At 70.6% G+C, this 21,954-nt stretch carries 22 protein-coding genes; 15 read left to right on the top strand and 7 right to left on the bottom strand.

Going from position 1 to position 21,954, the window contains the following annotated elements:
• Positions 1 to 39 precede the first annotated feature (39 nt).
• The 9 genes from ACWC09_RS19020 (at position 40) to ACWC09_RS18980 (ending at position 8,505) form a co-directional block, all read left to right on the top strand.
• Positions 40 to 600, top strand: a complete 561-nt coding sequence (locus ACWC09_RS19020; RefSeq protein ID WP_450851696.1) for a YbhB/YbcL family Raf kinase inhibitor-like protein — start codon at positions 40 to 42, stop codon at positions 598 to 600.
• Between the two features lie 70 nt (positions 601 to 670).
• A complete protein-coding gene (locus ACWC09_RS19015) occupies positions 671 to 1,513 on the top strand; it encodes a polysaccharide deacetylase family protein (RefSeq protein ID WP_450851695.1) in 843 nt (280 codons plus the stop codon).
• A gap of 18 nt (positions 1,514 to 1,531) precedes the next feature.
• Positions 1,532 to 1,675, top strand: a complete 144-nt coding sequence (locus ACWC09_RS19010) for a hypothetical protein (protein ID WP_450851694.1) — start codon at positions 1,532 to 1,534, stop codon at positions 1,673 to 1,675.
• A complete protein-coding gene (locus tag ACWC09_RS19005) occupies positions 1,672 to 2,442 on the top strand; it encodes an aminoacyl-tRNA hydrolase (protein WP_450851727.1) in 771 nt (256 codons plus the stop codon). The genes ACWC09_RS19010 and ACWC09_RS19005 overlap by 4 nt, the downstream gene beginning before the upstream one ends.
• A gap of 150 nt (positions 2,443 to 2,592) precedes the next feature.
• Positions 2,593 to 3,378 carry a DUF4142 domain-containing protein gene (locus ACWC09_RS19000; RefSeq protein WP_450851693.1) on the top strand — a complete coding sequence of 262 codons (786 nt, stop codon included), beginning with the start codon at positions 2,593 to 2,595 and terminating at the stop codon, positions 3,376 to 3,378.
• Positions 3,379 to 3,514: 136 nt separating this feature from the next.
• Entirely contained in the window at positions 3,515 to 4,870 is a 1,356-nt protein-coding gene (locus tag ACWC09_RS18995) for a DUF692 domain-containing protein (RefSeq protein ID WP_450851692.1), read from the top strand.
• A gap of 234 nt (positions 4,871 to 5,104) precedes the next feature.
• The gene (locus ACWC09_RS18990) at positions 5,105 to 5,878 is read left to right on the top strand and encodes a DUF4142 domain-containing protein (RefSeq protein WP_450851691.1); all 774 of its coding nucleotides are present in this window, start codon (positions 5,105 to 5,107) and stop codon (positions 5,876 to 5,878) included.
• 128 nt (positions 5,879 to 6,006) lie between these two features.
• Positions 6,007 to 6,765 carry a TIGR04222 domain-containing membrane protein gene (locus tag ACWC09_RS18985; protein ID WP_450851690.1) on the top strand — a complete coding sequence of 253 codons (759 nt, stop codon included), beginning with the start codon at positions 6,007 to 6,009 and terminating at the stop codon, positions 6,763 to 6,765.
• A gap of 156 nt (positions 6,766 to 6,921) precedes the next feature.
• The gene (locus ACWC09_RS18980; RefSeq protein WP_450851689.1) at positions 6,922 to 8,505 is read left to right on the top strand and encodes an alpha/beta hydrolase; all 1,584 of its coding nucleotides are present in this window, start codon (positions 6,922 to 6,924) and stop codon (positions 8,503 to 8,505) included.
• A gap of 92 nt (positions 8,506 to 8,597) precedes the next feature.
• Here ACWC09_RS18980 and hemQ read toward each other — a convergent pair whose 3' ends face one another.
• Entirely contained in the window at positions 8,598 to 9,329 is a 732-nt protein-coding gene (hemQ, locus tag ACWC09_RS18975; protein WP_450851688.1) for a hydrogen peroxide-dependent heme synthase, read from the bottom strand.
• Between the two features lie 5 nt (positions 9,330 to 9,334).
• Complete coding sequence (gene hemG, locus ACWC09_RS18970) at positions 9,335 to 10,864, bottom strand: protoporphyrinogen oxidase (RefSeq protein WP_450851687.1); 1,530 nt, start codon at positions 10,862 to 10,864, stop codon at positions 9,335 to 9,337.
• Positions 10,865 to 11,022: 158 nt separating this feature from the next.
• Here hemG and ACWC09_RS18965 point away from each other — a divergent pair, with 158 nt between their 5' ends.
• Together ACWC09_RS18965 and ACWC09_RS18960 are read left to right on the top strand one after the other, a co-directional pair.
• Positions 11,023 to 11,994 (top strand): DUF4349 domain-containing protein, encoded by a 972-nt coding sequence (locus tag ACWC09_RS18965; RefSeq protein ID WP_450851686.1) that lies wholly within the window; start codon positions 11,023 to 11,025, stop codon positions 11,992 to 11,994.
• Positions 11,995 to 12,021: 27 nt separating this feature from the next.
• Positions 12,022 to 13,410 (top strand): FAD-dependent oxidoreductase, encoded by a 1,389-nt coding sequence (locus tag ACWC09_RS18960; protein ID WP_450851685.1) that lies wholly within the window; start codon positions 12,022 to 12,024, stop codon positions 13,408 to 13,410.
• 3 nt (positions 13,411 to 13,413) lie between these two features.
• Here the strand turns inward: ACWC09_RS18960 and ACWC09_RS18955 are convergent, their stop codons facing one another.
• The gene (locus ACWC09_RS18955) at positions 13,414 to 13,737 is read right to left on the bottom strand and encodes a hypothetical protein (RefSeq protein ID WP_450851684.1); all 324 of its coding nucleotides are present in this window, start codon (positions 13,735 to 13,737) and stop codon (positions 13,414 to 13,416) included.
• Between the two features lie 125 nt (positions 13,738 to 13,862).
• Here ACWC09_RS18955 and ACWC09_RS18950 point away from each other — a divergent pair, with 125 nt between their 5' ends.
• On the top strand, positions 13,863 to 14,690 hold the full coding sequence (locus ACWC09_RS18950) for a rhomboid family intramembrane serine protease (protein WP_450851683.1): 828 nt from the start codon (positions 13,863 to 13,865) through the stop codon (positions 14,688 to 14,690).
• Between the two features lie 6 nt (positions 14,691 to 14,696).
• Here ACWC09_RS18950 and hemE read toward each other — a convergent pair whose 3' ends face one another.
• Positions 14,697 to 15,752: a uroporphyrinogen decarboxylase gene (gene hemE, locus ACWC09_RS18945; RefSeq protein WP_450851682.1), complete on the bottom strand. Its 1,056-nt coding sequence runs from the start codon at positions 15,750 to 15,752 to the stop codon at positions 14,697 to 14,699.
• Between the two features lie 110 nt (positions 15,753 to 15,862).
• Here hemE and ACWC09_RS18940 point away from each other — a divergent pair, with 110 nt between their 5' ends.
• The 3 genes from ACWC09_RS18940 (at position 15,863) to ACWC09_RS18930 (ending at position 18,836) form a co-directional block, all read left to right on the top strand.
• Positions 15,863 to 16,534, top strand: coding sequence for a DUF3000 domain-containing protein (locus ACWC09_RS18940; RefSeq protein ID WP_450851681.1), 672 nt, complete (start codon positions 15,863 to 15,865; stop codon positions 16,532 to 16,534).
• 230 nt (positions 16,535 to 16,764) lie between these two features.
• Entirely contained in the window at positions 16,765 to 17,424 is a 660-nt protein-coding gene (locus ACWC09_RS18935) for a helix-turn-helix transcriptional regulator (RefSeq protein ID WP_356351869.1), read from the top strand.
• A 131-nt stretch (positions 17,425 to 17,555) separates the two neighbouring features.
• A complete protein-coding gene (locus tag ACWC09_RS18930) occupies positions 17,556 to 18,836 on the top strand; it encodes an HRDC domain-containing protein (RefSeq protein WP_450851680.1) in 1,281 nt (426 codons plus the stop codon).
• A 7-nt stretch (positions 18,837 to 18,843) separates the two neighbouring features.
• Here ACWC09_RS18930 and ACWC09_RS18925 read toward each other — a convergent pair whose 3' ends face one another.
• From ACWC09_RS18925 to ACWC09_RS18915, 3 genes are read right to left on the bottom strand one after another with little or no spacing between them, the layout of a single operon-like run.
• Entirely contained in the window at positions 18,844 to 19,674 is an 831-nt protein-coding gene (locus tag ACWC09_RS18925; RefSeq protein WP_450851679.1) for a carbohydrate ABC transporter permease, read from the bottom strand.
• Positions 19,671 to 20,630 (bottom strand): carbohydrate ABC transporter permease, encoded by a 960-nt coding sequence (locus tag ACWC09_RS18920; protein WP_450851678.1) that lies wholly within the window; start codon positions 20,628 to 20,630, stop codon positions 19,671 to 19,673. The genes ACWC09_RS18925 and ACWC09_RS18920 overlap by 4 nt, the downstream gene beginning before the upstream one ends.
• A complete protein-coding gene (locus tag ACWC09_RS18915; RefSeq protein WP_450851677.1) occupies positions 20,630 to 21,940 on the bottom strand; it encodes an extracellular solute-binding protein in 1,311 nt (436 codons plus the stop codon). The genes ACWC09_RS18920 and ACWC09_RS18915 overlap by 1 nt, the downstream gene beginning before the upstream one ends.
• Between the last annotated feature and the right edge of the window lie 14 nt (positions 21,941 to 21,954).

Raw genomic sequence — 21,954 nt, 5'->3', positions numbered from 1 at the left:
AGCTGGCGGGGGCGCAGGGGCGCGACTAGCGTTCCGCCCATGGACCGCAGGCTCGTGTTCGTGGCCGTCACGGCGGCGACGCTGCTCGCGTCGGGCTGCGGGGACACCGACAACAAGTCCGCCGTCCCCGCGCCCAGCGCCTCGCACCGCGTCACCGTGACGAGCCCCGCCTTCACCGAGGGCGGCACGATCCCGCGCCGCTACACCTGCGACGGCGCGAACGTCTCCCCGCCGCTGGCCTTCTCCGGCGTCCCCGCCACGGCCACCACCCTGGCGGTCCTGGTCGAGGACCCCGACGCCCCGCACGGCACCTTCACGCACTGGCTGCTGTGGAACGCGCCCGCGAAGGAGACGACCTGGCCGGCCGGCCAGGCACCCCAGGGCGCCGCACAAGGCCGCAACGGCTTCAAGAAGACCGGCTACGGCGGCCCCTGCCCGCCCAAGGGCGACCAACCCCACCACTACGTCTTCTCGGTCTACGCCGCCGACCGCGCGCTGAAGCTGCCCGCCACCACCACGCCCGACGACCTGAAACGCGCCCTCACCGGCCACACCCTGGCCGCGGGCACCCTGACCGGGCGTTACGGCCGCCGAAGCTGAAAGGCTCATGATGGCCGGGGCGAGTGCGCCGGTCCGAAATTAGGACTATTCTCCGCATTATGTTCGTACGGTGATCATTCGAGTACGACACGCAGCCGCCGCCTGTGCACTCGGCGCCGCGCTCACCGCCTGCGGCGCCCCCGCCGCGACCCACGCCGCCCACCCGGCCCCCTCGGCGACCACCGCCGCCCCCTCCAAGCCCCCGACCCTCGCCCCCGGCCCCACCGGCCTCACCCCCGTCTTCAGGAACGGCCCCCGCGGCCACGGCAGGACGGTCGCGCTCACCTTCGACGCCGACATGACCGCCGACGAGGGCACACGGGCGGCACACGGCGAACGGTTCGACAATCCGCAGCTCATCGCGACACTGCGGGCGCTGAAGGTCCCGGCGACCGTGTTCATGACGGGGCGGTGGGCCGAGGAGTACCCCGTCCAGGCCCGCTCCATCGGCCGGGACCCGCTCTTCGAGATCGCCAACCACTCCTACAGCCACTACGCCTTCACCGGTGACTGCTACGGCCTGCCCACCGTCGCCCCGGACCGGATGCGGACGGAGGTGGAGCGTACGTACGCGGCGTTCCGCGAGGCCGGCGTGACCGACGCGATGCCGTACTTCCGCTTCCCGGGCGGGTGTTACGACCGCGAGGCCCTCAAGGCGCTCACCCCGACCGGCGTCACCGCGGTGCAGTGGGACGTGGTGAGCGGGGACGCCTTCGCGACGGACGCGGACGCGGTGGCCCGGCAGGTGCTGGACGGGGTGCGGCCGGGGTCGGTCGTCGTCATGCACTGCACCCGCAGCGCCGCCCCGGCGACCGAGCGGGCGGTGCGGACGATCGTGCCGGAGCTGCGGAAGAAGGGGTACCGCTTCGTGAAGGTGTCCGAACTGATCGGGGCCACGGACGCGCATCGTTGACCGGCCTAGGCTGGAGGCATGAGCGACGACACGAGGAAGCCGCCGTACGCCGAGTGTGTGCTGTGCCGGGAGCCGACGGAGTACCCGGAGTCGCACAAGGGGATCACGTTGTGCCCGGTGTGCGAGTGGCAGGAGGCGCAGCGCACCGCTTGTTCCGGATGACCGGCGGGCGCGGTTCGCCGCGCCCCTTAGGGTGGGCATCTGTGAGCCACGTTCCAGCCTTCACCGGCGACAGTCCCTTCCGGTCCGAGCGCACCGCCCGTGATGAAGCGCCGCAATTCGTCCTGCCCCTCGTCGTGCGGATCGAGAAAGCGGTGCCGCCGGCTCGGACCGACGCTCTGGAGACCGCCGCCCGAGCCGTGCTCGTGATGCTCAGTGACGAGCGGTCGGTCGGGGACGGGGAATGGGCTCAGGTCATGCGGGACTGGCAGGACGCTCGGATTCGGAAGGTCGTGCGGCGGGCCAGGGGAGCCGAGTGGCGGCGGGCCGGGGAGTTGGACGGGATCACCGTGGCCGGGAAGGCGGCGGAGGTGCGGGTGTTCCCACCGGTGCCGTTGGACGGGTGGCCGAAGGAGTTGGCCAAGTTGCAGGTCTCGGGGACCGATCTGGACGATCCGGAGGCCCCCGCGCCCGCCGATCCGGGGGTGCCCGTGCTGTGGCTGAACCCGGACCTCGACATGTCGGCCGGCAAGGCGATGGCCCAGGTCGGACACGGGGCTCAACTGGCTTGGTGGGAGCTGTCGGACGGGGAGCGTGCCGCCTGGCGTGACGCCGGTTTCCCGCTGGCCGTGCGGACCGCCGAGGCGGGGCGTTGGGGTGAACTCACCACCAGCGGGCTGCCGTTGGTACGCGACGCAGGCTTCACCGAGATCGCGCCCGGTTCCTGCACGGTGGTCGCCGAGCATCCCGCGTTGCGCGCACGGACCTGAGCTCTCACCGAGCGCGACTTTACCGTCCGTTTAGTTTCTTGCCCGTCGTTTGAACAACGGGATTCTCCCCCGCGTACCTCCTGGCACCGGCGCCCAGCAAGTACCCAGCACCGACGTCCAGTTGGTTTCACCCGGGAGGCACCATTGCGTGTGCGGATCAACGGTACGGCCTTTCTCATCGCGGCCCTTGTCGCCACCCTCGGCGCACTCGCGTTCCCCGTCTGGTCGTACGCCGACCGGTCGGGCACCGGCCAGGCGAACCTGGCGGCGGGGACCGTGAACACCCAGTGGGGGCCGCTGACCGCCTCCGACCGCGATCTGATCGTGCGGGTGCGGCTGGCCGGACTCTGGGAGCTGCCGGCCGGGCAGCAGGCCATCGAGCGAGCGCCGAACGAGGCGATCAAGGAGGCGGGCGACCATCTCATCGTCGGCCACACCGACCTGGACAAGCGGGTGCGGATCGTCGCGGCCCAGCTGGGCGTGGAGCTGCCGAATCAGCCCAACGAGCAGCAGCAGGGGTGGCTGCAGGAGATGTCGGCGGCGAGCGGCTCGGAGTACGAGTACAAGTTCGTGAACCTGCTGCGGGCCGCGCACGGCAAGATCTTCCCGGCCATCGGCACCGTCCGGAACACCACCCGCAACACCCTCGTACGGCAGCTGGCCTCGGACGCCAACCAGACCGTGCTCGACCACATCACGATCCTGGAGAAGACCGGCAGGGTCGACTTCGACGCCATCGCCAACGACGCGGTCTCCGGCACCACGGCCAGCCCGACCGGCCCGTCGGCCCCGGTGCCCGGCCAGGTGGTGCCCTCGGCGCCGGTCGCCGAGGCCGGCGGGAACGTGCGGACGACGTCCAGTCCGTCGCCGGGCGCGCCGGGCACGGTCAACACGGGGCGGCCGGATCCGGTGGACTCGGCGGGCGTGCTGCGCTGAGGCGGGAGCGGCTCCTGCCCGAGGGGCCCGAACCTCAAATGTTGCTCTGAAGGTACGTGGCGGGAGGTTCGGTTCCGGCCGGCGGGGCCATACCCCCGTCACGTTCTTCGAGGAGACCGCAGGGAGGGGAAGGATCATGGAGCGACTGGGGACGGGCATCGGATGGCGGCCGGAGATCGCCGAGGCCGTGGAGCGGATGCCGGGTGTCGACTGGGTCGAGGTGGTGGCCGAGAACGTCTGCCCCGGACACCTCCCCGAGCCGCTGGAGCGGCTGCGGAAGCGCGGGGTGACCGTGATCCCGCACGGCGTCTCGCTGGGCCTGGGTGGTGCGGAGCGGCCCGACGCCGGGCGCCTGACGGCGCTGGCCGAGCGGGCGGAGGCACTGGGCGCTCCGCTGGTCACCGAGCACATCGCGTTCGTACGGGCGGGCGGCCTCCTCACCGCCTCTCCGCTCCTGGAGGCCGGGCATCTGCTGCCCGTCCCCCGTACCCGGGACGCCCTCGACGTGCTCTGCGAGAACGTCCGGATCGCCCAGGACGCGCTGCCGGTGCCGCTCGCCCTCGAGAACATCGCCGCGCTGATCTCCTGGCCGGGCGAGGAGCTGACCGAGGGGCAGTTCCTGTACGAACTCGCCGACCGGACCGGCGTACGGCTGCTGATCGACGTGGCCAACCTGCACACGAATCACGTCAATCGCGGCGAGGACCCGGCCAAGGCGCTCGCCGACCTTCCCCTGGAGGCCATCGCCTACGTCCATGTGGCGGGCGGCTTCGAACGGGACGGCGTCTGGCACGACAGCCACGCCCACGCCGTGCCGCCGGCGGTCCTGGACGTCCTGACGGATCTGGCGTCGCGCGTCTCGCCGCCGGGCGTGCTGCTGGAGAGGGACGAGAACTTTCCCGAACCGGCAGAGCTGGAGCGGGAGTTGGGGGCGATACGAGGGGCGCTGGAGAAGGGTGCCTCGGAGCGGGACGTCTGGGAGAGGGACGCCGTGGAGAGGGACGCCGTGGGGGAGGAGGCCTCGGGGAAGGAGGCGTCGGAGAAGGAGGTGTCGGACAGGGGGCAGGCGATACGGGTCGAGGGTTCCACCGACCCCGCCCGCCAGCGCCTCGCCCTCGCGCAGACGGCGCTGCTCTCCGCACTCGTCGCCGGGACTCCCGTGCCCGAGGGGTTCGACCGCGTGCGGCTGGGGGTGCAGGCTCGGGCCCTCGCCGGGAAGCGGGCCGATGTCGTGGGGAAGGTCGCGCCCGAACTGCCGGTGATGCTCGGGGAGGCGTACCGGGGAGCCTTCCTCGCGTACGCGCACGGGCACCCGATGACCGGCGGCTTCCGGCGCGACGCGCTGGACTTCGCCGAGTATCTGCTGCTGTCGGGGCGGCTCGGCGAGGGACGGGTGCGGCGGGAGTTGCGGGATTGGTGGCTGGAGCGATCGGGACCGGCGCCGCGCTCGCGCGTGGCGAGGGCGGCGCGGAGGGTGCTGCTGCACCGCTGAGCGGGAGGCACCGAAATGTGCCAGGACTAACACATCGGCCGCCCGTCACACCCACCGTGTCCGGTTCACTCACATTCGCCACCGAGTGACCATGAATTCCCGCTCACCTTTTATGTGGCGATACCCCATTTTGTCGGCATTGACGCCCGTACGACAGTTGACCCGCACCCCGCAGTAACATGCCAATCCCGCACCCGAAACCGACCAGCGTGCGGTGCCGTACCAGGAGGCACCATGCGACCGCGACCACCCCTCAAGGGTCGAGGCATCATCAGTGGCACCGGTGTCATCATCACCGGCCTGACAGCGACCCTGCTCGCTCTGATCTTCCCGATCTGGTCGTACGCCGACCGGTCGGGCACCGGCGTGGACGTACTCAACGCCGAGACGGTGTCGACGAGCTACGGTCCGCTGTCCGCCCTGGACCGGGAGTTCGTCACCAAGGTCAGGCTGGCCGGTCTGTGGGAACTGCCCGCCGGCCAGCAGGCGGAGCAGAAGGGCACCACCGAGCCCGTACGGATCGCGGGAGAGCACCTCGTCGAGGGGCACACGTTCCTCGACCAGCGGGTACGGGACATCGCCGCCAAGCTCGGGCTCCAGCTGCCCAACCAACCCAACGACCAGCAGAAGCAGTGGCTGGCGACGCTCAGCGCGGCCCAGGGCACGGACTACGACCGGGACTTCGTGAACATCGCGCGGCTGGCGCACGGCAAGGTGTTCTCGCTCGTCGCCCAGGTGCGTGCCACCACCCGTAACTCGCTGGTGCGTTCGCTCGCCGACGACGCGAACACGACCGTGCTGGACCACATCAAGGTGCTGGAGGCCACCGGATACGTCGACTGGGACGCCCTGGCCGGGGACATGGCCTCCGGGAGCACTCCGCCGCTCGTCAACTCCCCTGCTCCCCCGGGCCCCACGGCCGACCCCGGCACGGCCACCCCGGTCACGCCGTCGGCCTCACCGACCTACACGCTCCCGCCGGCCGAATCCAGCCCGCCACCGCAGTAGCCGCGGCCCGCACGCCCGCACGTAGTGGCACACTTCCGGACATGCGGAACGTCACATACCGACAACACTCCGTCCGAATTGTGAACAGGGCATGGCGTTCCATTAGGCGTTTGGCATAGAAACGCGGCATGTTCTGGGTCCTTCTCCTGCTGCTGGCCTGGGCCGTCGCGGGCACCGCGTGCACGCGACTGTGCCTGGCCGCCGCCCGCACCGCGGCCGACGACACGGATGCGTCCCAGCACGGCCTGACGCTCTACGAGGCCGCGTTCCTGTCCGGCGGACCCCGGCGGGTCGCCGATCTGACCATGGTCTCCATGGCCCGGCAGCGGCGGCTGCTGCTCGCCCACACCGGCTGGGCGACGGTGGTCGATCCGCGCGGGCGCGACGAGATCGAGCGGTCCGTCATAGGGGCGATCGGACCGGAGGGGCAGAGCCGTATCGCCCCGGTCCGGGCCGCCGCGGCCTGCGCGGACGCGGTCGGCGACCTCGGCGACCGGCTGGTCAGCGCCGGTCTGGCCGTTCCCGCCGGCGTCCGGACCACGGTCGCGTCCGGGGTGCGCCAGGTGCAGCTCGCCGCACTCACCGTCCTGGCGCTGGGCGCGGCCGCACTGCTGATCCCCGCCCAGCCGGACATGCCACGTGGCCTGGTCGCCCTCTGGTTCGCGCTCCCCCTGGCCCTCACCCTGAGCTGCCTGGCCATCGCCCGTGTCGAGGTCCACCCGTACTCCCGCTGGGCCTCCCCGGCCGGCCAGCGCCTGCTGGGCACCCTCGCCCGACGCGGCGCCGGCGACGACCGTACGTACCTCACGACCGTCGCCGTACGAGGCGTCCGCGCGATCGGCGAACCGGACCTGCGGGCCGCGTTCACCCACCGGGACCACGTGTAGCCCCCTGGGACCTGCCCGGAACACACCCTGGCGTGAAACGCACGCCGGGGGCCCACCGGGGTCATTGGGGCCGACACCGCCGGGGCGGTGCTTGCCTTCGCCGACAGTCGAACGAAACATCCCTTTTGTCGCCGCCGTGCATCGAAGGGATATGCGATGAGAGCAGCCGCCTTCTACTCGGCCGCCGGATCCTTGCTCCTGACCAGCCTCGCCGCGGCTCCGGCCGACGGCACACCCATCGCCCCCGGTGTGTCCGAGCGCGCGGGTACGGCGATCGCCGCCGCACACGCCCGGATCGCCGGTGTCGACTTCGGCAAGTGCTCCGACGCGCAGGACATGCCGGGCAGCCTGGAGTGCGGCACGGTGTCCGTCCCGCTCGACTACGCGAAACCGAACGGCAAGCAGATCAGGCTGACGGTCAGCCGGGTACCGGCCACGCACAAGGACCCGCACAACAGCAAGCGCCGGGTGCCCCGGCAGGGCGCGCTGGTCTACAACCCGGGCGGGCCCGGCGGCGACGGCCTGTACTTCCCGCTGATCGGGTTCATGCCGCAGTGGAAGCGCATCGCCGCCGCCTACGACCTGGTCGGCTACTCCCCGCGCGGTGTCGGCCGCTCCGCTCCGCTCTCCTGCCAGGACCCCAAGCACTTCTTCACGGGGCCCTCGCTGTCGCCGACGCACCCCTCGGAGTCGTACAAGAAGGAGCGCATCGCCGAGGCGAAGGCGTACGCGCGCGGGTGCGCCCGCCGGGCCGGCAGCGCGCTCCAGTACTACAACTCGCTCAACAACGCGCGTGACCTGGACGTCCTGCGGGCCGCGCTGGACGAGGAGAGGCTGACGTTCATGGGGGCGTCGTACGGGACGTACATCGGGGCGCTGTACGCGACGCTGTTCCCCTCGCATGTGCGGCGGATGGTGTTCGACTCGGCGGTGAACCCCGATCCGGAGCAGGTCTGGTACCGCGACAACCTCGAACAGTCGGCGGCGTTCGAAGGGCGCTGGGCGGACTTCCGGGAGTGGGTCGCGCTCCACGACGACGTGTACGGGCTGGGGCGCACGGCGGACGCCGTACAGCGGAGTTACGAGAAGGCGAGAGCACAGCTGGCCGCCGAGCCGGCCGGGGGGAAGGTGGGGCCGGGGCAGTTGCAGGGGGCGTTTCTGACGGCGGGGTACTTCGACGACTACTGGCCGCAGCGGGCGCACGCGTTGTCCGCGTATCTGAAGGGGAACCCGAAGCCGCTGATCGAGCAGGCGGGACCGGTGCGGGAGGCGGCGGCGGAGGCGGAGAACTCCAGCGCGGTGTACACGGCGGTCGAGTGCAACGACGCTTCCTGGCCGACGGATTGGCGGGTGTGGGACCGGGACAACACACGGCTGGCCCGGGTGGCGCCGTTCGAGACGTGGGACAACGTGTGGATGAATCTGCCCTGTGCGTATTGGCTCGCGCCGCGTCAGCGGGCTGTCGATGTGCGGACCGGGCCCGGGGAGTTGCCGGCGACGCTGATTCTGGCCGCCGAGCGGGATGCCGCGGCGCCGTATGACGGGGCGCTCGAGTTGCAGCGGCGGCTGTCGGGGTCGGTGCTGGTGACGGAGTGGGATGCGGGGACGCATGGGATCGCCGGCGGCCCGAACCAGTGCGTCAACGGGTATCTCGATGCGTACCTGTTGGAAGGTCGGTTGCCTGTGCGGCATGCGGGGTGCGCGGGGCATGCGGCTCCCGAGGCGAGGGCTGCTCGGTGATGCCGTCTGCCGGTTGAGTGTGGCTGGTCGCGCAGTTCCCCGCGCCCCTCAAAAAGCAGGGCGCGGGTCTGCACCGGCATCGAGAAGTACCGCTACGCCAGGCCCGCCACCAGGTCGGCCACGGACTTGCGGCGGCCCGTGTAGAACGGGACCTCCTCGCGGACGTGCATGCGGGCCTCCGAGGCCCGGAGGTGGCGCATGAGGTCGACGATGCGGTAGAGCTCGTCGGCCTCGAAGGCGAGGATCCACTCGTAGTCGCCGAGGGAGAAGGAGGCGACCGTGTTGGCGCGGACGTCCGGGAAGCCGCGGGCCATCTTGCCGTGGTCGGCGAGCATGCGGCGGCGGTCCTCGTCGGGGAGCAGGTACCAGTCGTACGACCGCACGAAGGGGTAGACGCTGACGTAGTTGCGCGGCGTCTCGTCGGCGAGGAACGCCGGGATGTGCGAGCGGTTGAACTCGGCGGGGCGGTGCAGCGCCATGTTCGACCAGACCGGCTCCAGGGCGCGGCCCAGCCTCGTGCGGCGGAAGAGGTTGTACGCCTCCTGCAGCTGGTCGCTGGTCTCCGCGTGCCACCAGATCATGAGGTCGGCGTCGGCGCGCAGGCCGGACACGTCGTACGTGCCGCGGATCGTCACGTCCTTCGCGGCGAGCTGGTCGAACAGCTCCTGGACCTCGTCGGCGTAGCCCGCACGGTCCTCGGGGAGGACGTCCTTCAGCTTGAAGACGGACCACAGGGTGTAGCGGATGACCTCGTTGAGGTCCTTGGCCAGCTTGCCCTTGTTGGGGATCCTGGCGGCCTCGGTGGTGGGGGCGTCGTCACTCATGGTTCTTATTCTCCTGCTCCGCCGTGCAGACTTTGCACCGGGTTGGCGGTGAGCTCCTGTATGGCGGCCAGGTCGCCGCCGATCTGGTCGACGGCCGCGTACGCGCTCGCGATACAGGCCGGGATGCCGACGCCGTCGTACGGGGCGCCGCAGACGGCGAGGCCGGGCAGCTTGGCGACGTGCTCGCGGATGCGGGCGACGCGTGCGTGGTGGCCGACGGGGTACTGGGGCAGGCCGTCGGTCCAGCGGGTGACGCGGGTGGCGACCGGCGTGGCGCCGAGGCCGGTGGCCTGGTGGAGGTCATGACGGGAGACGTCCACCAGGTCGGCGTCCTCGCGCCGGAGGATCTCGGTCTCGCCGAAGCGGCCGACCGAGGTGCGCAGGACGATCAGGTCGGGGTTCTCGTCGGCGATCCAGCCCCACTTCTGCGAGGCGAACGTCGATGCCTTGATGGTCCTCCCGTCGACCGGCGGCACCAGGAAGCCGCTGCCCTCGGGGAGGGCGGTGTCAGCGCGGCGGTAGGCGAGGGTGACCAGGGCCATGGAGGCGTACTCGACGGCGGCGAGCTCGGTGGCAGCGGCGGGGGCCTCGGCGCTCAGGAGGTCGGCGGCGACGGGGGCGGGGACGGCGAGGACGACGGCGTCGGCATACAGGACCCGGTCCGCGGCGACGACACGCCAAGCCGCGTGCGGTTGCGCCGACACGTCCCCGTCACGGCCGGACGCTCCCGGCTCGCCCGCGGTGCCCGGGCCCGACGGTTCGACTCTGCGCAGCTCCCGCACCGGCGTCCCGGTGAGAATGTCGCCCCCGCGTGCCCGCACGGCGTCCGCCACCGCGAGCGGCAGACTGCCCACACCGCCCTCGATGCCCATGAACACCGGCCCGGTCTGCGGGCCCGCCGCCATCTTGGCCTGGATCTCGCGGACGCCCTCGGTGAGGGAGGCGTGGGTGCGGGCGATCTGGAAGAGCTGCGGGACCGCGGAGCGCATCGAGATCCGGTAGGCGTCGCCCGCGTAGACACCGCCCAGCAGGGGCTCGACCAGGCGGTCGACGACCTCGCGGCCGAGGCGGGCCGCCACGAACTCCCCCACGGCCACGTCCTCGCCGACCTCCGTGCGGGGAAGGTCGGCGTCGCGCTCGATGCGGGCGAGGCCCTCGTCGGACAGGACGCCGGTCAGGGCGGCCGCGGTGCCGGGGACGCCCATGACGTGGCCCTTGGGCATGGGGCGCAGCGTGCCGCGGGTCCACAGGGAGGCCGACGCGGTGGCCGGCGGCTGGAGCCGGTCGGTGAGGCCCACCTCGCGCGCCAGGGTGACCGCCTCCGGTCTGCGGGCCAGCATCGACTCGGCTCCGAAGTCCACCCGGACGCCCTCGATCTCGCCGGGCAGCAGCTTGCCGCCGACCCGGTCCGAGGCCTCCAGCACGGTCACCCGTGCGCCCTGCTCCAGCAGCCGGTGGGCGGCGGCCAGCCCCGCGATACCGGCGCCGATGACGACGACCTGTCCCGTGCCCGTACGAGTCTCCACTTCGCGCATGACACCAGCCTCTCAGACCGCGCTGACAGCCGGCCCGCGCCCCGGTGTCCTTCACGAGTCCCGACCGTGACCGCATCGGGACCCGGCCACCCCAACGTCCCGGCCCTTCCCGGCGTCGAAGGAGCGTCAGTCGTCACGACCCTCGGGGGGACTCCCGCATGCGCGCACAACGTTCCGTACGAACCGTCCAGGCCCTGACCGGCCTCCTGCTGGCCGCGGCACTCGCCCTGACCGGATGCAGCGCGAACGGCACCGACTCCGGTGGCTCCGCCGCCGATGGTGCCGCCGCGAAGAGCGACGCCAAGGGAGCGGCTCCCGGTGGCGAGAAGTTCGCGAGCGGCGCCAAGGGGTCCCGGGCGCCCAAGCTCACCGCGAGCAGCATCATCCGCACCGCCTCGCTGACCGTGCAGGTCAAGGATGTGCCCAAGGCCCTCGCCGAGGCCCGGACCACGACCGAGAACGCCGGCGGCTACGTCGGCGACGAGACCACGACCCGGGACTCGAAAGGCCGCGAACGCACGCGCGTGGTGCTGCGTGTCCCGGTCGAGAAGTACGACGAGGTCCTCACCGACCTGCAGGGCGCGGGCAAGCTCCTCGACCGCACGGCGAAGGCCGAGGACGTCACCGACCAGGTCGTCGACGTGGACAGCCGCATCAAGTCGCAGCGGGTCAGCGTGGCGCGGGTCCGCGAGCTGATGGACAAGGCGACCAAGCTCAGCGATGTCGTCGAGCTGGAGGGCGAGTTGAGCGACCGGGAGGCGGACCTGGAGGCGCTGCTCGCCCAGCAGGCGTCCCTGAAGGACCGCACGAGCCTGGCCACCATCACGCTCTCGCTGTCGCAGACACCGGTGACGAAGGCCGCCAAGGACGAGGAGCCCGGGTTCGTGGACGCGCTGGCCGGCGGCTGGGACGCGTTCGTGACGATGTTGCGCTGGCTGGCGGTGGCGTTCGGCGCGGTGCTGCCCTTCGCCGCGGTGGCGGCCCTGCTGGTGCTGGCGTGGCTGCGGCTGATCCGGCCGAGGCTGCCGCGCCGCCCGGAGCCCGCGCCCGCGATGAGCGCGCTGGGCCCGCTGCCGACGGCGCGTCCCGCGCCCGACACCACCACCCGGGAAAAAGGCGAACAGGACTGAAATGCCCCGCCCCCGTAGCGTGTTCGCATGAGCATGAGCGCTGCGAGAGAACGACTGGTCGTGATCGGCGGCGACGCCGCGGGGATGTCCGCGGCGTCGCAGGCACGCCGGCTGAGGGGCCCGGACGAGCTGGAGATCGTGGCGTTCGAGCGGGGTCACTTCACCTCGTACTCGGCGTGCGGCATCCCGTACTGGGTGGGCGGCGACGTCGACGAGCGGGACCAGTTGATCGCCCGTTCGCCCGAGGAGCACCGCGCGCGGGACATCGACCTGCGCATGCGGACGGAGGTGACCGAGATCGACGTGGCGGGCGGTCGCGTACGCGCGCGTGACGTCGATTCCGGCGCGGAGTCCTGGACGTCGTACGACAAACTCGTGGTCGCCACGGGCGCCCGCCCCATCCGCCCCGACATGCCGGGTGCCGACGCCCCGGGCGTGCACGGCGTGCAGACCCTCGACGACGGCCAGGCCCTGCTCGACTCGCTCACGCGCACGCGTGGCCGTCGCGCGGTGGTCGTCGGCGCCGGTTACATCGGCGTCGAAATGGCGGAGGCGCTCATCAACCGCGGCTACGAGGTGACGGTCGTCAACCGCGGCAGCGAACCGATGTCCACGCTCGACCCCGACATGGGCCGTCTCGTCCACGAGGCCCTGGAGGGCATGGGCATCACCATGGTCAACGACGCCGAGGTCACCAAGATCCTCACCGGCGAGGACGGCCGCGTCCGGGCGGTCGCCACGGAGGACGCCGAGTACCCGGCGGACGTGGTGGTGCTGGGCATCGGCGTACGCCCGGAGACGACGCTCGCGGCGTCCGCGGGCCTCCCCCTCGGCGCCCACGGCGGCCTCCTCACCGACCTCGCGATGCGGGTACGCGGCCACGAGAACATCTGGGCCGGCGGCGACTGCGTGGAGGTGCTGGACCTGGTCTCGGGCCAGGAACGCCACATCGCCCTGGGCACCCACGCCAACAAGCACGGGCAGGTCATCGGCACGAACGCAGGCGGGGGTTACGCCACCTTCCCCGGCGTGGTCGGTACGGCGGTGAGCAAGGTCTGCGACCTGGAGATCGCCCGCACGGGCCTGCGGGAGAAGGACGCGCGCAGGGTCGGCCTGCAGTTCGAAGCGGTCACCATCGAGTCGACGAGCCGGGCGGGCTACTACCCGAACGCCTCCCCCATGACGGTCAAGATGCTCGCCGAACGCCGCACAGGGCGCCTGCTCGGCGTGCAGATCGTCGGGAGGGAGGGCGCGGGCAAGAGGGTCGACATCGCGGCGGTGGCGCTCACGGCCAGGATGACGGTGGAACAGATGACGGCCCTGGACCTGGGCTACGCACCACCGTTCAGCCCGGTGTGGGACCCCGTACTGGTGGCGGCCCGCAAGGCGGTGACCAAAGTACGGGCCTCCTCCTGAGGGTTACGCCGACCCGTTGATCCGCTCGATCGCCTGCCGCGCCTGCTCCGCCGGAGGCCGCGGCGGCAGCGACGACACCGAAGCCGTCGACGTCATCGCCACCGGCTGCTCCCCCGCCGGCTTCGCATGTGCCGCCGCCGGCCTCGTCGAGCGGAGTCGGTTGCTCACGGCTTCGTCCAGCGTCACCGGCCGCTGCATCTGCGAGGCGAGCCGTCCCGCCTCCTGACCCAGCCTGGCCACGTCCTCCCAGGACAACCGCACCACCAGGGACAGTTCCGCCTCGCCGTCGGGAAGAGCCTGCATCGGAGGCATCACTCGGTCGTTCATCGCCTGTTCCTCACGTCGTCCCCGCGACCCGCCTTCCCCGTGCCGCGGGCGGTTGACGAGTCATACGCACGCACGCGTGCCCGTGTTCATCGATTCGACGGGCCCATCGCGGGCACTAATTCCTTGTGGTCATCCCCGTCCATGACGTGAACCCGGTGCGCCGCACCCCGTGGGTGACGTACGCGCTGATCGCCGCGAACGTCTACGTGTTCCTGTCCACGCCCGGCATCGCCGGCTCCGTGGCGGGTGGCAGCGACCTGTCGCAGACGTGCCATCTGCAGGCGTTCCTGGACCACTACGCGGCGGTGCCCAGGGAGTTGATCCACCATCAGCTACCGCGGCTCGTCCCCACGGGCGACGTCGGCAGGGCCGCGAACGGCGGTGTCGGCTGCGTGCTGGCCCCGCCGGGCTACGACAAGAACCCGGCGCTCTCCGTCTTCACCGCGATGTTCCTGCACGGCAGCTGGCTGCACCTGCTGGGCAACATGCTGTTCCTGCTGATCTTCGGCAACAACGTCGAGGACCGCATGGGCCACATCCGCTTCACGCTGTTCTACGTCGTCTGCGGCTACGCGGCCTCGTACGGCTTCGCGCTTCTCAACGCCGACTCGTCCGACCCGCTGATCGGCGCCTCGGGAGCCATCGCGGGGGTGCTGGGCGCCTATCTGGTGCTGTATCCGAAGGCCAGGGTGTGGGTCCTCGTGCCGTTCCTGGTGTTCCTGCCGCTGAGACTGCCGGCCTGGCTGGTGCTGGGCTTCTGGTTCGTGCTGCAGGCGCTGTACTCGTCCGGCGAGGGCGTCTCCGACGCCGGCACGGTGGCGTACGCGGCGCATGTCGTCGGCTTCCTGGTCGGCATGCTGCTCGCCTGGCCGCTCAAACCCGGCACTCCCCCACCACCGGAACCGCGCGGCCTGCTGTTCGGCAGGCGCGCGCGGCCCCGGCACACGTGGTGAGCCCGCTCAGCGCGCCGTCTGCGTGTGGACGTACTCCGCGAGCCGGGTCAGCGCGTCCGGGTCGGTGGACGGCATGACGCCGTGGCCGAGGTTGAAGACGTGGCCCTCCAGGCCCGCCGCCGCGTCGAGCACCTCGCGGGTCTTGGCCTCGACCGCCTCCGGGGCGGTGAAGAGGATCGTCGGGTCGAGGTTGCCCTGCAGCGCCTTGCCGGGGCCGACCCGGCGGGCCGCCTCGTCCAGCGGGACCCGCCAGTCGACGCCGACGACGTCCGCGCCGGCCTCGCCCATGAGCTTCAGCAGCTCGCCGGTGCCGACGCCGAAGTGGATGCGCGGGACGCCGTAGGACTCGACCGCCTTGAAGACCTTCGAGGACGCCGGCATCGCCGAGCGCTGGTAGTCCGCGGGGGCGAGGGAGCCGACCCAGGAGTCGAAGAGCTGGACGGCGGAGGCGCCGGCCTCGATCTGCACCTTGAGGAAGGCGGCCGTGATGTCCGCGAGGCGGTCGAGCAGGTCGGCCCAGAGTTCCGGGTCGCCGAACATCATCGCCTTGGCGTTCTCGTACGTGCGCGAGGGGCCGCCCTCGACGAGGTAACTCGCGAGGGTGAAAGGCGCGCCGGCGAAGCCGATGAGCGGGGTGGCGCCGAGTTCGCGGGTGAGCAGGCCGATCGCCTCGGTGACGTAACCGACGTCCTCGGGGGTGAGGTCGCGCAGCTGCGCCAGGTCGGCGCGGGTGCGGATCGGATGTTCGACGACCGGGCCGACGCCGGGCTTGATGTCGAGATCGATGCCGATGGCCTTGAGCGGTACGACGATGTCGCTGTAGTAGATCGCCGCGTCGACGCCGTGCCGGCGGACCGGCTGGAGGGTGATCTCGGTGACCAGCTCGGGGCGCATGCAGGACTCGAGCATCGGGATGCCCTCGCGGACCTTGCGGTACTCCGGGAGCGAGCGGCCGGCCTGTCGCATGAACCAGACAGGGGTGTGCGGCACTGGTTCGCGTCGGCAGGCCTTGAGGAAGGCGGAGTCGTACGTCGCGGTCGGGGGTGTGTCGTTGGCGCTCACGGGGAAAGTCTCGCACGACGTCCGGGAGCGGGATTCGGCAACGCCCACCCCGACGTCGGGCACGGGGTGTCAAGCTCCACGCCAGGCCACCGGTCCCCTAATCTTCCCGCATGGCTGCGGCTCAGGAACGACTGTCGGACGGCGCTGACGGAATGGATGACACCAAGGAGGGGGACCAGGATGGGAGCGGTACGGCTCCGCCGGCTTTCCAGGCCGCGGTCCAAGCTCTGCGCAACAGTCGCGTGCGCCCGCAGATCGAGGTCGAGTCCACCCGTGCGCCTCAGCGCCTCGCCCCCTTCGCCTACGCGCTGGAAGCGGCCGTGGTCGACGGCGACCAGGATCTCGCCGACGGCCGGCTCGTGCTGCTGCACGACCCCGCCGGACACGACGCCTGGCGCGGCGCCTTCCGGCTGGTGACCCTCGTCCGGGCCGAGCTGGAGCCGGAGATGGCGGCCGACCCGCTGCTGCCGGAGGTGTGCTGGTCCTGGCTGACCGGCGCGTTGCAGGCGCGCGGGCTGTCGTACGGCGAACCGAGCGGCACCGTCACGCGCGCGAGCTCGCACTACTTCGGCGGGCTGTCCGAGCGCCCCGCCGCCTCACAGATCGAGATCCGTGCGTCATGGACGCCCCGCGAAGGACTGGGCGGAGTTCCGGACACGGCGGCGCACCTCGCCTCCTGGTGCGATCTGCTGGCGCAGGTCGCCGGTCTGCCGCCGGCCGGGCCCGGCGACGCGTCCATCGTCACGCTGCCGCAGCGACGCGGACCGCAGCAGTCCCGCTGACCGCACTCCAGACGTCGACCGGGCCGTATTGACCATCACTTTGTCGATACGGCCACTTTCAGTCAGGAATCAGCCCTCGAACGCAACGATTCGTTCACCGAACGATCGACCACGTGTCCGAATTGCACTGATTGTTACTCACTAAATCGTGATCTTTCTCTAAAGGACTCCAGGTTTAGTGCCGAAGACGACTGTGACCTTGGAAAGCCGTCCCGCACCCAGGAGGCCTGGTGTCCGTTCTCCTCGAGCAGCCCGCAAGCCTGGTCGCCTACCGCCCGAACAAGCCGACCGCCATGGTGGTCGTGGCCGACCCGCGCGTCCGCTCCACCGTCACCCGCCATCTGTGGGCGCTCGGTGTGCGCGACGTCATCGAGGCCTCGTCCATCGCTGAGGCTCGTCCCCGCATCGGCAACCCCCGCGACATCTGCGTCGCCGACGTCCACCTGCCCGACGGCTCGGGCCTCACGATCCTGTCCGAGACCCGCGCGGCCGGCTGGCCCAACGGCCTGGCCCTGTCCGCCGCCGACGACATCGGCGCCGTGCGCAACGCCCTCGCGGGCGGCGTCAAGGGCTACGTCGTCACCGGCACCCGTACGAACGTCGGGCTCCCCACCCGACCCGGCGCCGCCCCCATCGGCTCCCGCGCCGCCATGCACCGCCGCCCCCCGGGTGCCCCGAGCCACCCGGGCGGCTACCGCGAGCTGTCCGGTCGCGAGGTCGAGGTGCTGCGGCTGGTCGCGGAGGGCCAGTCGAACAAGGCGATCGGCGTCTCGATGGGCCTGTCCGCGCTGACCGTCAAGAGCCACCTCGCCCGCATCGCCCGCAAGCTCGGCACGGGCGACCGGGCCGGGATGGTCGCGGTGGCCCTGCGGACCGGCATCATCCACTGAGGCCGACACGCCTCACCGTTCACACATATGAACCAGAGCTTTCAGCTGGCTGACTGGTTTACGACCCTCAGGCGCCTGCCGACGGAACGTTCCGTCGGCAGGCGCCGTCCATACACAGATACCCTTGACATGTGACCGACGCCCAAGACACCGCAGCAGACGTTTCACTGCGAACCACCGGAGGCGCCCCTCCGGACGATGGCGGATCTTCTGCGGCGGAGGCGCCGATCCCTCTGCTGGAGCCGCGCGAGGGCATTCCGCCCGTGATCGCCGACGAGGACTCGTTGGCCGAGGTGATCGCCGCTTTCGCCGCAGGCTCCGGGCCCGTCGCCGTCGACGCCGAGCGGGCGTCCGGCTACCGCTACGGCCAGCGCGCGTATCTGGTGCAGCTGCGCCGCGAGGGCGCGGGGACCGCGCTGATCGACCCCGTCGCCTGCCCCGATCTGTCCGGGCTCGGGGAGGCCCTCTCGGGCGTGGAGTGGGTGCTGCACGCCGCCACCCAGGACCTTCCCTGTCTCCGCGAAATAGGCATGGTTCCGACGTCGCTGTTCGACACCGAGCTCGCCGGACGGCTCGCCGGGTTCCCCCGGGTCGGCCTCGGCGCGATGGTCGAGGGCGTCCTGGGCTTCGTACTCGAAAAGGGGCACTCCGCGGTCGACTGGTCGACCCGGCCACTGCCCGAGCCGTGGCTGCGGTACGCGGCGCTGGATGTCGAGCTGCTCGTCGATCTGCGGGACGCGCTGGAGAAGGAGCTGGACCGGCAGGGGAAGCTGGAGTGGGCGCGGCAGGAGTTCGCGGCGATCGCGGCCGCACCGCCGGCCGAGCCGCGCAAGGATCCCTGGCGGCGCACGTCGGGGATGCACAAGGTGCGGCGGCGTCGGCAGCTGGCTGTCGTGCGGGAGCTGTGGCAGACGCGGGACCGGATCGCTCAGCGGCGGGATGTGTCGCCCGGGAAGGTGTTGAGCGATGCCGCCATTGTCGAGGCGGCGCTCGCGTTGCCGGCCAATGTGCATGCGCTGGCCGCGTTGAACGGCTACGGGCATCGGATGGGGCGGCGACAGCTGGACCAGTGGCAGGCGGCGGTGGATCGGGCGAAGGACTTGACCGAGCAGCAGCTGCCCGCGCCGGGACAGCCCGTCACGGGGCCGCCGCCGCCGCGGGCCTGGGCCGACAAGGACCCCGCGGCCGCTGCGCGGCTTTCGGCGGCGAGGGCGGCCGTGTCGGCGTTGGCCGAGCGGTTGAACATGCCTCAGGAGAACCTGATGACGCCGGACACGGTGCGGCGGGTCTGCTGGGAGCCGCCGCAGGTGGTGGATGCCGAGGCTGTGGGGGGTGCGCTGGCTGCGTACGGCGCCCGTCCCTGGCAGGTGGAGCAGGTGACGCCGGTGTTGGTTGCTGCTTTGTCCGCCTAGCAGCACCTCACCTGGTCGCTCCTCTGGTGAAACCGTTGTAGATGTAGCGCTGCAGGCACAGGAAGACGATCAGGGTCGGGAGGATCACCAGGATCGCTCCCGCCGAGATGGTTTCCCAGTGGGCGCCGAACGGACCCTTGAAGCGGAACAGGGACGTCGAGATCACGCCAAGATCCTGGTTCGGCATGTAGAGGAAGGGGATGTAGAAGTCGTTGTAGACGGCAATCCCCTTCACTATCACCACCGTCGCGATCGCGGGCTTGAGCAACGGGAAGATGATCTTGCGGTAGATCGTGAAGGCGTTCGCGCCGTCGAGGCGGGCTGATTCGTCCAGGCTGATCGGGATCGAGCGGACGAACTGCAGGAAGATGTAGATCGAGACGATGTCCGTGCCCGTGTAGAGGGCGATCGGAGCCCAGCGGGTGTCGAACAGACCGAAGCTGGTGACGATCTGGAACGTCGCCACCTGGGTCGTGACACCGGGGACCAGGGCGGCGATCAGAAACAGCGCCACCACCAGTTTCTTGAAGCGGAACGTGAAGCGGTCGATCGCGTACGCCGTCATCGAACCGATGAGGACCGTGCCGGTGACCGAGACGACCAGGATGAAGGCCGTGTTGCCGAAGGCCGAGAGCATACGGCCGTCCTGGAACGCCGTGACGTAGTTGTGGAAGTTCAGGAAGTCGGCGGGGAGGGTGAGGGCTCCCGTGTCGTTCGATGTCTCCCGCTCCGTTTTCAGGGACGTCAGGAAGACGACGAGGAGAGGGAGCAGGACGACCACGCCGGCCGTGATCAGGGACAGGTAGAGGAGGGTTCGCGCTACCGCTCGGCGGGTCATACCAGGTCCACCTTGTCGTCGGGGACCAGGCGGCGCTGGATCCAGGTCACCAGGAGGATGATCAGGAGCAGGACGACGGCCGCTGCCGAGGCCAGGCCCGTCTTGTTGAACTGGAAGGCCAGTTTCACCGTCTGGATCACGAAGGTCTCGGTGCCGGTCGCCCCGCCGGTCATGATGTACGGGATGTCGAAGGCCGAGAGCGAGCCGGAGATCGACAGGATGACGGTGAGGGTCAGGACCGGCTTGATGCCGGGCGCGATGATGTGGCGGAACTGGTGCCAGCGGTTCGCACCGTCCAGTTCGGCGGCCTCGTACAACTCCCCCGGGATGGACTGGATCGCGCCCAGGAACAGGACGAAGTTCAGGCCCAGGTAGCGCCAGACCGAGACGCCGGCCAGCGAGATGTTCGCGGAGACGGGGGTGCCCAGCCAGGCGTGGTCGGTGTGGTGGCCGAAGAGGGCGAGGACCGAGTCGAGGGTGCCACCGTCCTGGAAGAAGTAGAGGAAGACGAAGCCGATCGCCACCCCGTTGATCAGGTACGGGAAGAAGAGCACGCCCTTGAAGAAGTTCCGGAAGCGGACGTCGAAGCTCAGGATCGTGGCGAAGTAGAGGGCCGCGACGATCTGGACGACGGAAGCGGCCAGGTAGTAGCCGCTGACCCAGAAGACCTCGAACAGGTCGGGGCGGGTGAAGAGTTCGGTGTAGTTGCCCACGCCCGTGTAGTGGAGCTCGGGGCTCACGCCGTCCCAGTCGGTGAAGCTGTAGGCGAACATGTTGACGATCGGCGCGTAAGTGAAGGTGATCAGGAGGGCGAGCGGGGCCAGGAGGAAGAGCCAGGGGGTGAGGCCCCGCCACCCGCGCGTTCGGCGCGGGGCGGGGGCCGGGACGGGATCGGTAGGGGACGGCGGCCCCGAAGTGGCCTTTCCCACGGCCGACTTGTGGGTGGTGTCCGTCATCAGGACCCCACGGTCTTCTGGGCCTCGGTCCACTTCCCGCCGAGGCCGGCGAGGAAGGAGTCCAGGCTCCCGCTCCGGGCGCCGCGGGCGAGGTCGACCAGGTCCTGGCGGTAGTCGGGCTTGTACAGGCCCACCTCGGACTGGTCGTCGATCTCCTTGACCTGGGCGCCCTTGGCGTCGCTGACCTCGATGAACTTCACGCCCTCGTCCTCGTACGGCTTCAACACGTCAGGCAGGGCCGCGTTCTTGAGCGGGGAGATCGCCAGGTTGTCCTTGTCGTAGCCGGACTTGTCGGTGAACCAGTCGATCCAGGCGCGGGCCGCCTCCTTGTGCTGGGAGTGGACGTTGACGGCCTGGTTGTAGTCGGGGCCCACAACCGCGCAGAACCTGCCGCCCGCTTGGGCCGGGAACGGCATGAAGCCGATGTCATCGGGGCTCACGCCCGCCTTCTTCGCCGCGTCCTGGAACTGGATGATCGCCCAGGTGCCGAGCCACTGCGTGGCGATCTTCCCCTTCGCCAACTGGGTCTTGGACAGCTCCCAGTTGGTGGTCGTCGGGTCCTTCTCGGACAGGCCCTGGTGAACGATGTCGTAGAGGAGGGTGTCGCCGATGCGCAGGTCGCTGCCCTTCGCCCAGGGGTCGCCGTCGGCGAGCTTGGTGGTGGCCTGGCTGTCGCAGCTGGGCGAGCCGCTGACGTACGTCCAGGAGGTCAGGGGCCACTGGGCGGCGAAGTTGGTGTAGTACGGCACCGCGTCCGTCCTGGACTTGATCGCCTTGAGGTCGGTGAGGAACTCGGCAGGCGTGGTGGGCCACTGGGTGATGCCGGCCTCGCGCCAGACCCGCTTGTTGTAGACGAAGCCGGGACTCACTCCGATCGGGCTCTGGCCGTACACCTTGCCGTCGACCGTGGAGGTGTCGGTGAAGCGGTACTTCCTGCCGCGTTCGGCCTGGGTGCCGAGGGACGCGAAGAACTTCGGGTAGTCGTTCTTCTTGATGACGGCCGGGATGAGCAGGACGTCGCCGTAATGGGCCGTGTTCATCCGGATCTTGACCTCGGCCTCGTAGTTCGTGAGGGCCTCGAACTCGACCTTGACCTTCGGATACGTCTTGTTGAACTCGGCGGCGTACTTCTTCATCGTGCCGTCCTGCACGAGGTCGGTCCGCTGGGTGAGGACCTTGATGGTGCCGCTCACTTTCGACGGGTCGTCGGGCGCCTTGGCCTCGGCGCCCTTCGACGTGCCTCCGGTGCCGGTGCAGGCCGAGAGCATCAGGGCCGTGGCGATTGCGGCGAGGACTGTACGGCGGGACATGTGCATCAGCTCCG

The organism is Streptomyces sp. NPDC001617 (assembly GCF_053596855.1).
Note: the sequence above shows the minus strand (reverse complement) of the source record. Positions and strands in the feature narration are given on the sequence as shown.

What these genes read in the sequence shown, in the direction of transcription:
- ACWC09_RS19020 (WP_450851696.1), top strand. Translation starts at nt 40, where the DNA reads ATGGACCGCAGGCTCGTGTTCGTGGCCGTCACGGCGGCGACGCTGCTC.
- ACWC09_RS19010 (WP_450851694.1), top strand. Translation starts at nt 1,532, where the DNA reads ATGAGCGACGACACGAGGAAGCCGCCGTACGCCGAGTGTGTGCTGTGC.
- ACWC09_RS19005 (WP_450851727.1), top strand. Translation starts at nt 1,672, where the DNA reads ATGACCGGCGGGCGCGGTTCGCCGCGCCCCTTAGGGTGGGCATCTGTG.
- ACWC09_RS18995 (WP_450851692.1), top strand. Translation starts at nt 3,515, where the DNA reads ATGGAGCGACTGGGGACGGGCATCGGATGGCGGCCGGAGATCGCCGAG.
- ACWC09_RS18990 (WP_450851691.1), top strand. Translation starts at nt 5,105, where the DNA reads ATGCGACCGCGACCACCCCTCAAGGGTCGAGGCATCATCAGTGGCACC.
- ACWC09_RS18985 (WP_450851690.1), top strand. Translation starts at nt 6,007, where the DNA reads ATGTTCTGGGTCCTTCTCCTGCTGCTGGCCTGGGCCGTCGCGGGCACC.
- ACWC09_RS18980 (WP_450851689.1), top strand. Translation starts at nt 6,922, where the DNA reads ATGAGAGCAGCCGCCTTCTACTCGGCCGCCGGATCCTTGCTCCTGACC.
- hemQ (WP_450851688.1), bottom strand. Translation starts at nt 9,329, where the DNA reads ATGAGTGACGACGCCCCCACCACCGAGGCCGCCAGGATCCCCAACAAG.
- hemG (WP_450851687.1), bottom strand. Translation starts at nt 10,864, where the DNA reads ATGCGCGAAGTGGAGACTCGTACGGGCACGGGACAGGTCGTCGTCATC.
- ACWC09_RS18965 (WP_450851686.1), top strand. Translation starts at nt 11,023, where the DNA reads ATGCGCGCACAACGTTCCGTACGAACCGTCCAGGCCCTGACCGGCCTC.
- ACWC09_RS18960 (WP_450851685.1), top strand. Translation starts at nt 12,022, where the DNA reads ATGAGCATGAGCGCTGCGAGAGAACGACTGGTCGTGATCGGCGGCGAC.
- ACWC09_RS18955 (WP_450851684.1), bottom strand. Translation starts at nt 13,737, where the DNA reads ATGAACGACCGAGTGATGCCTCCGATGCAGGCTCTTCCCGACGGCGAG.
- ACWC09_RS18940 (WP_450851681.1), top strand. Translation starts at nt 15,863, where the DNA reads ATGGCTGCGGCTCAGGAACGACTGTCGGACGGCGCTGACGGAATGGAT.
- ACWC09_RS18925 (WP_450851679.1), bottom strand. Translation starts at nt 19,674, where the DNA reads ATGACCCGCCGAGCGGTAGCGCGAACCCTCCTCTACCTGTCCCTGATC.
- ACWC09_RS18920 (WP_450851678.1), bottom strand. Translation starts at nt 20,630, where the DNA reads ATGACGGACACCACCCACAAGTCGGCCGTGGGAAAGGCCACTTCGGGG.
- ACWC09_RS18915 (WP_450851677.1), bottom strand. Translation starts at nt 21,940, where the DNA reads ATGTCCCGCCGTACAGTCCTCGCCGCAATCGCCACGGCCCTGATGCTC.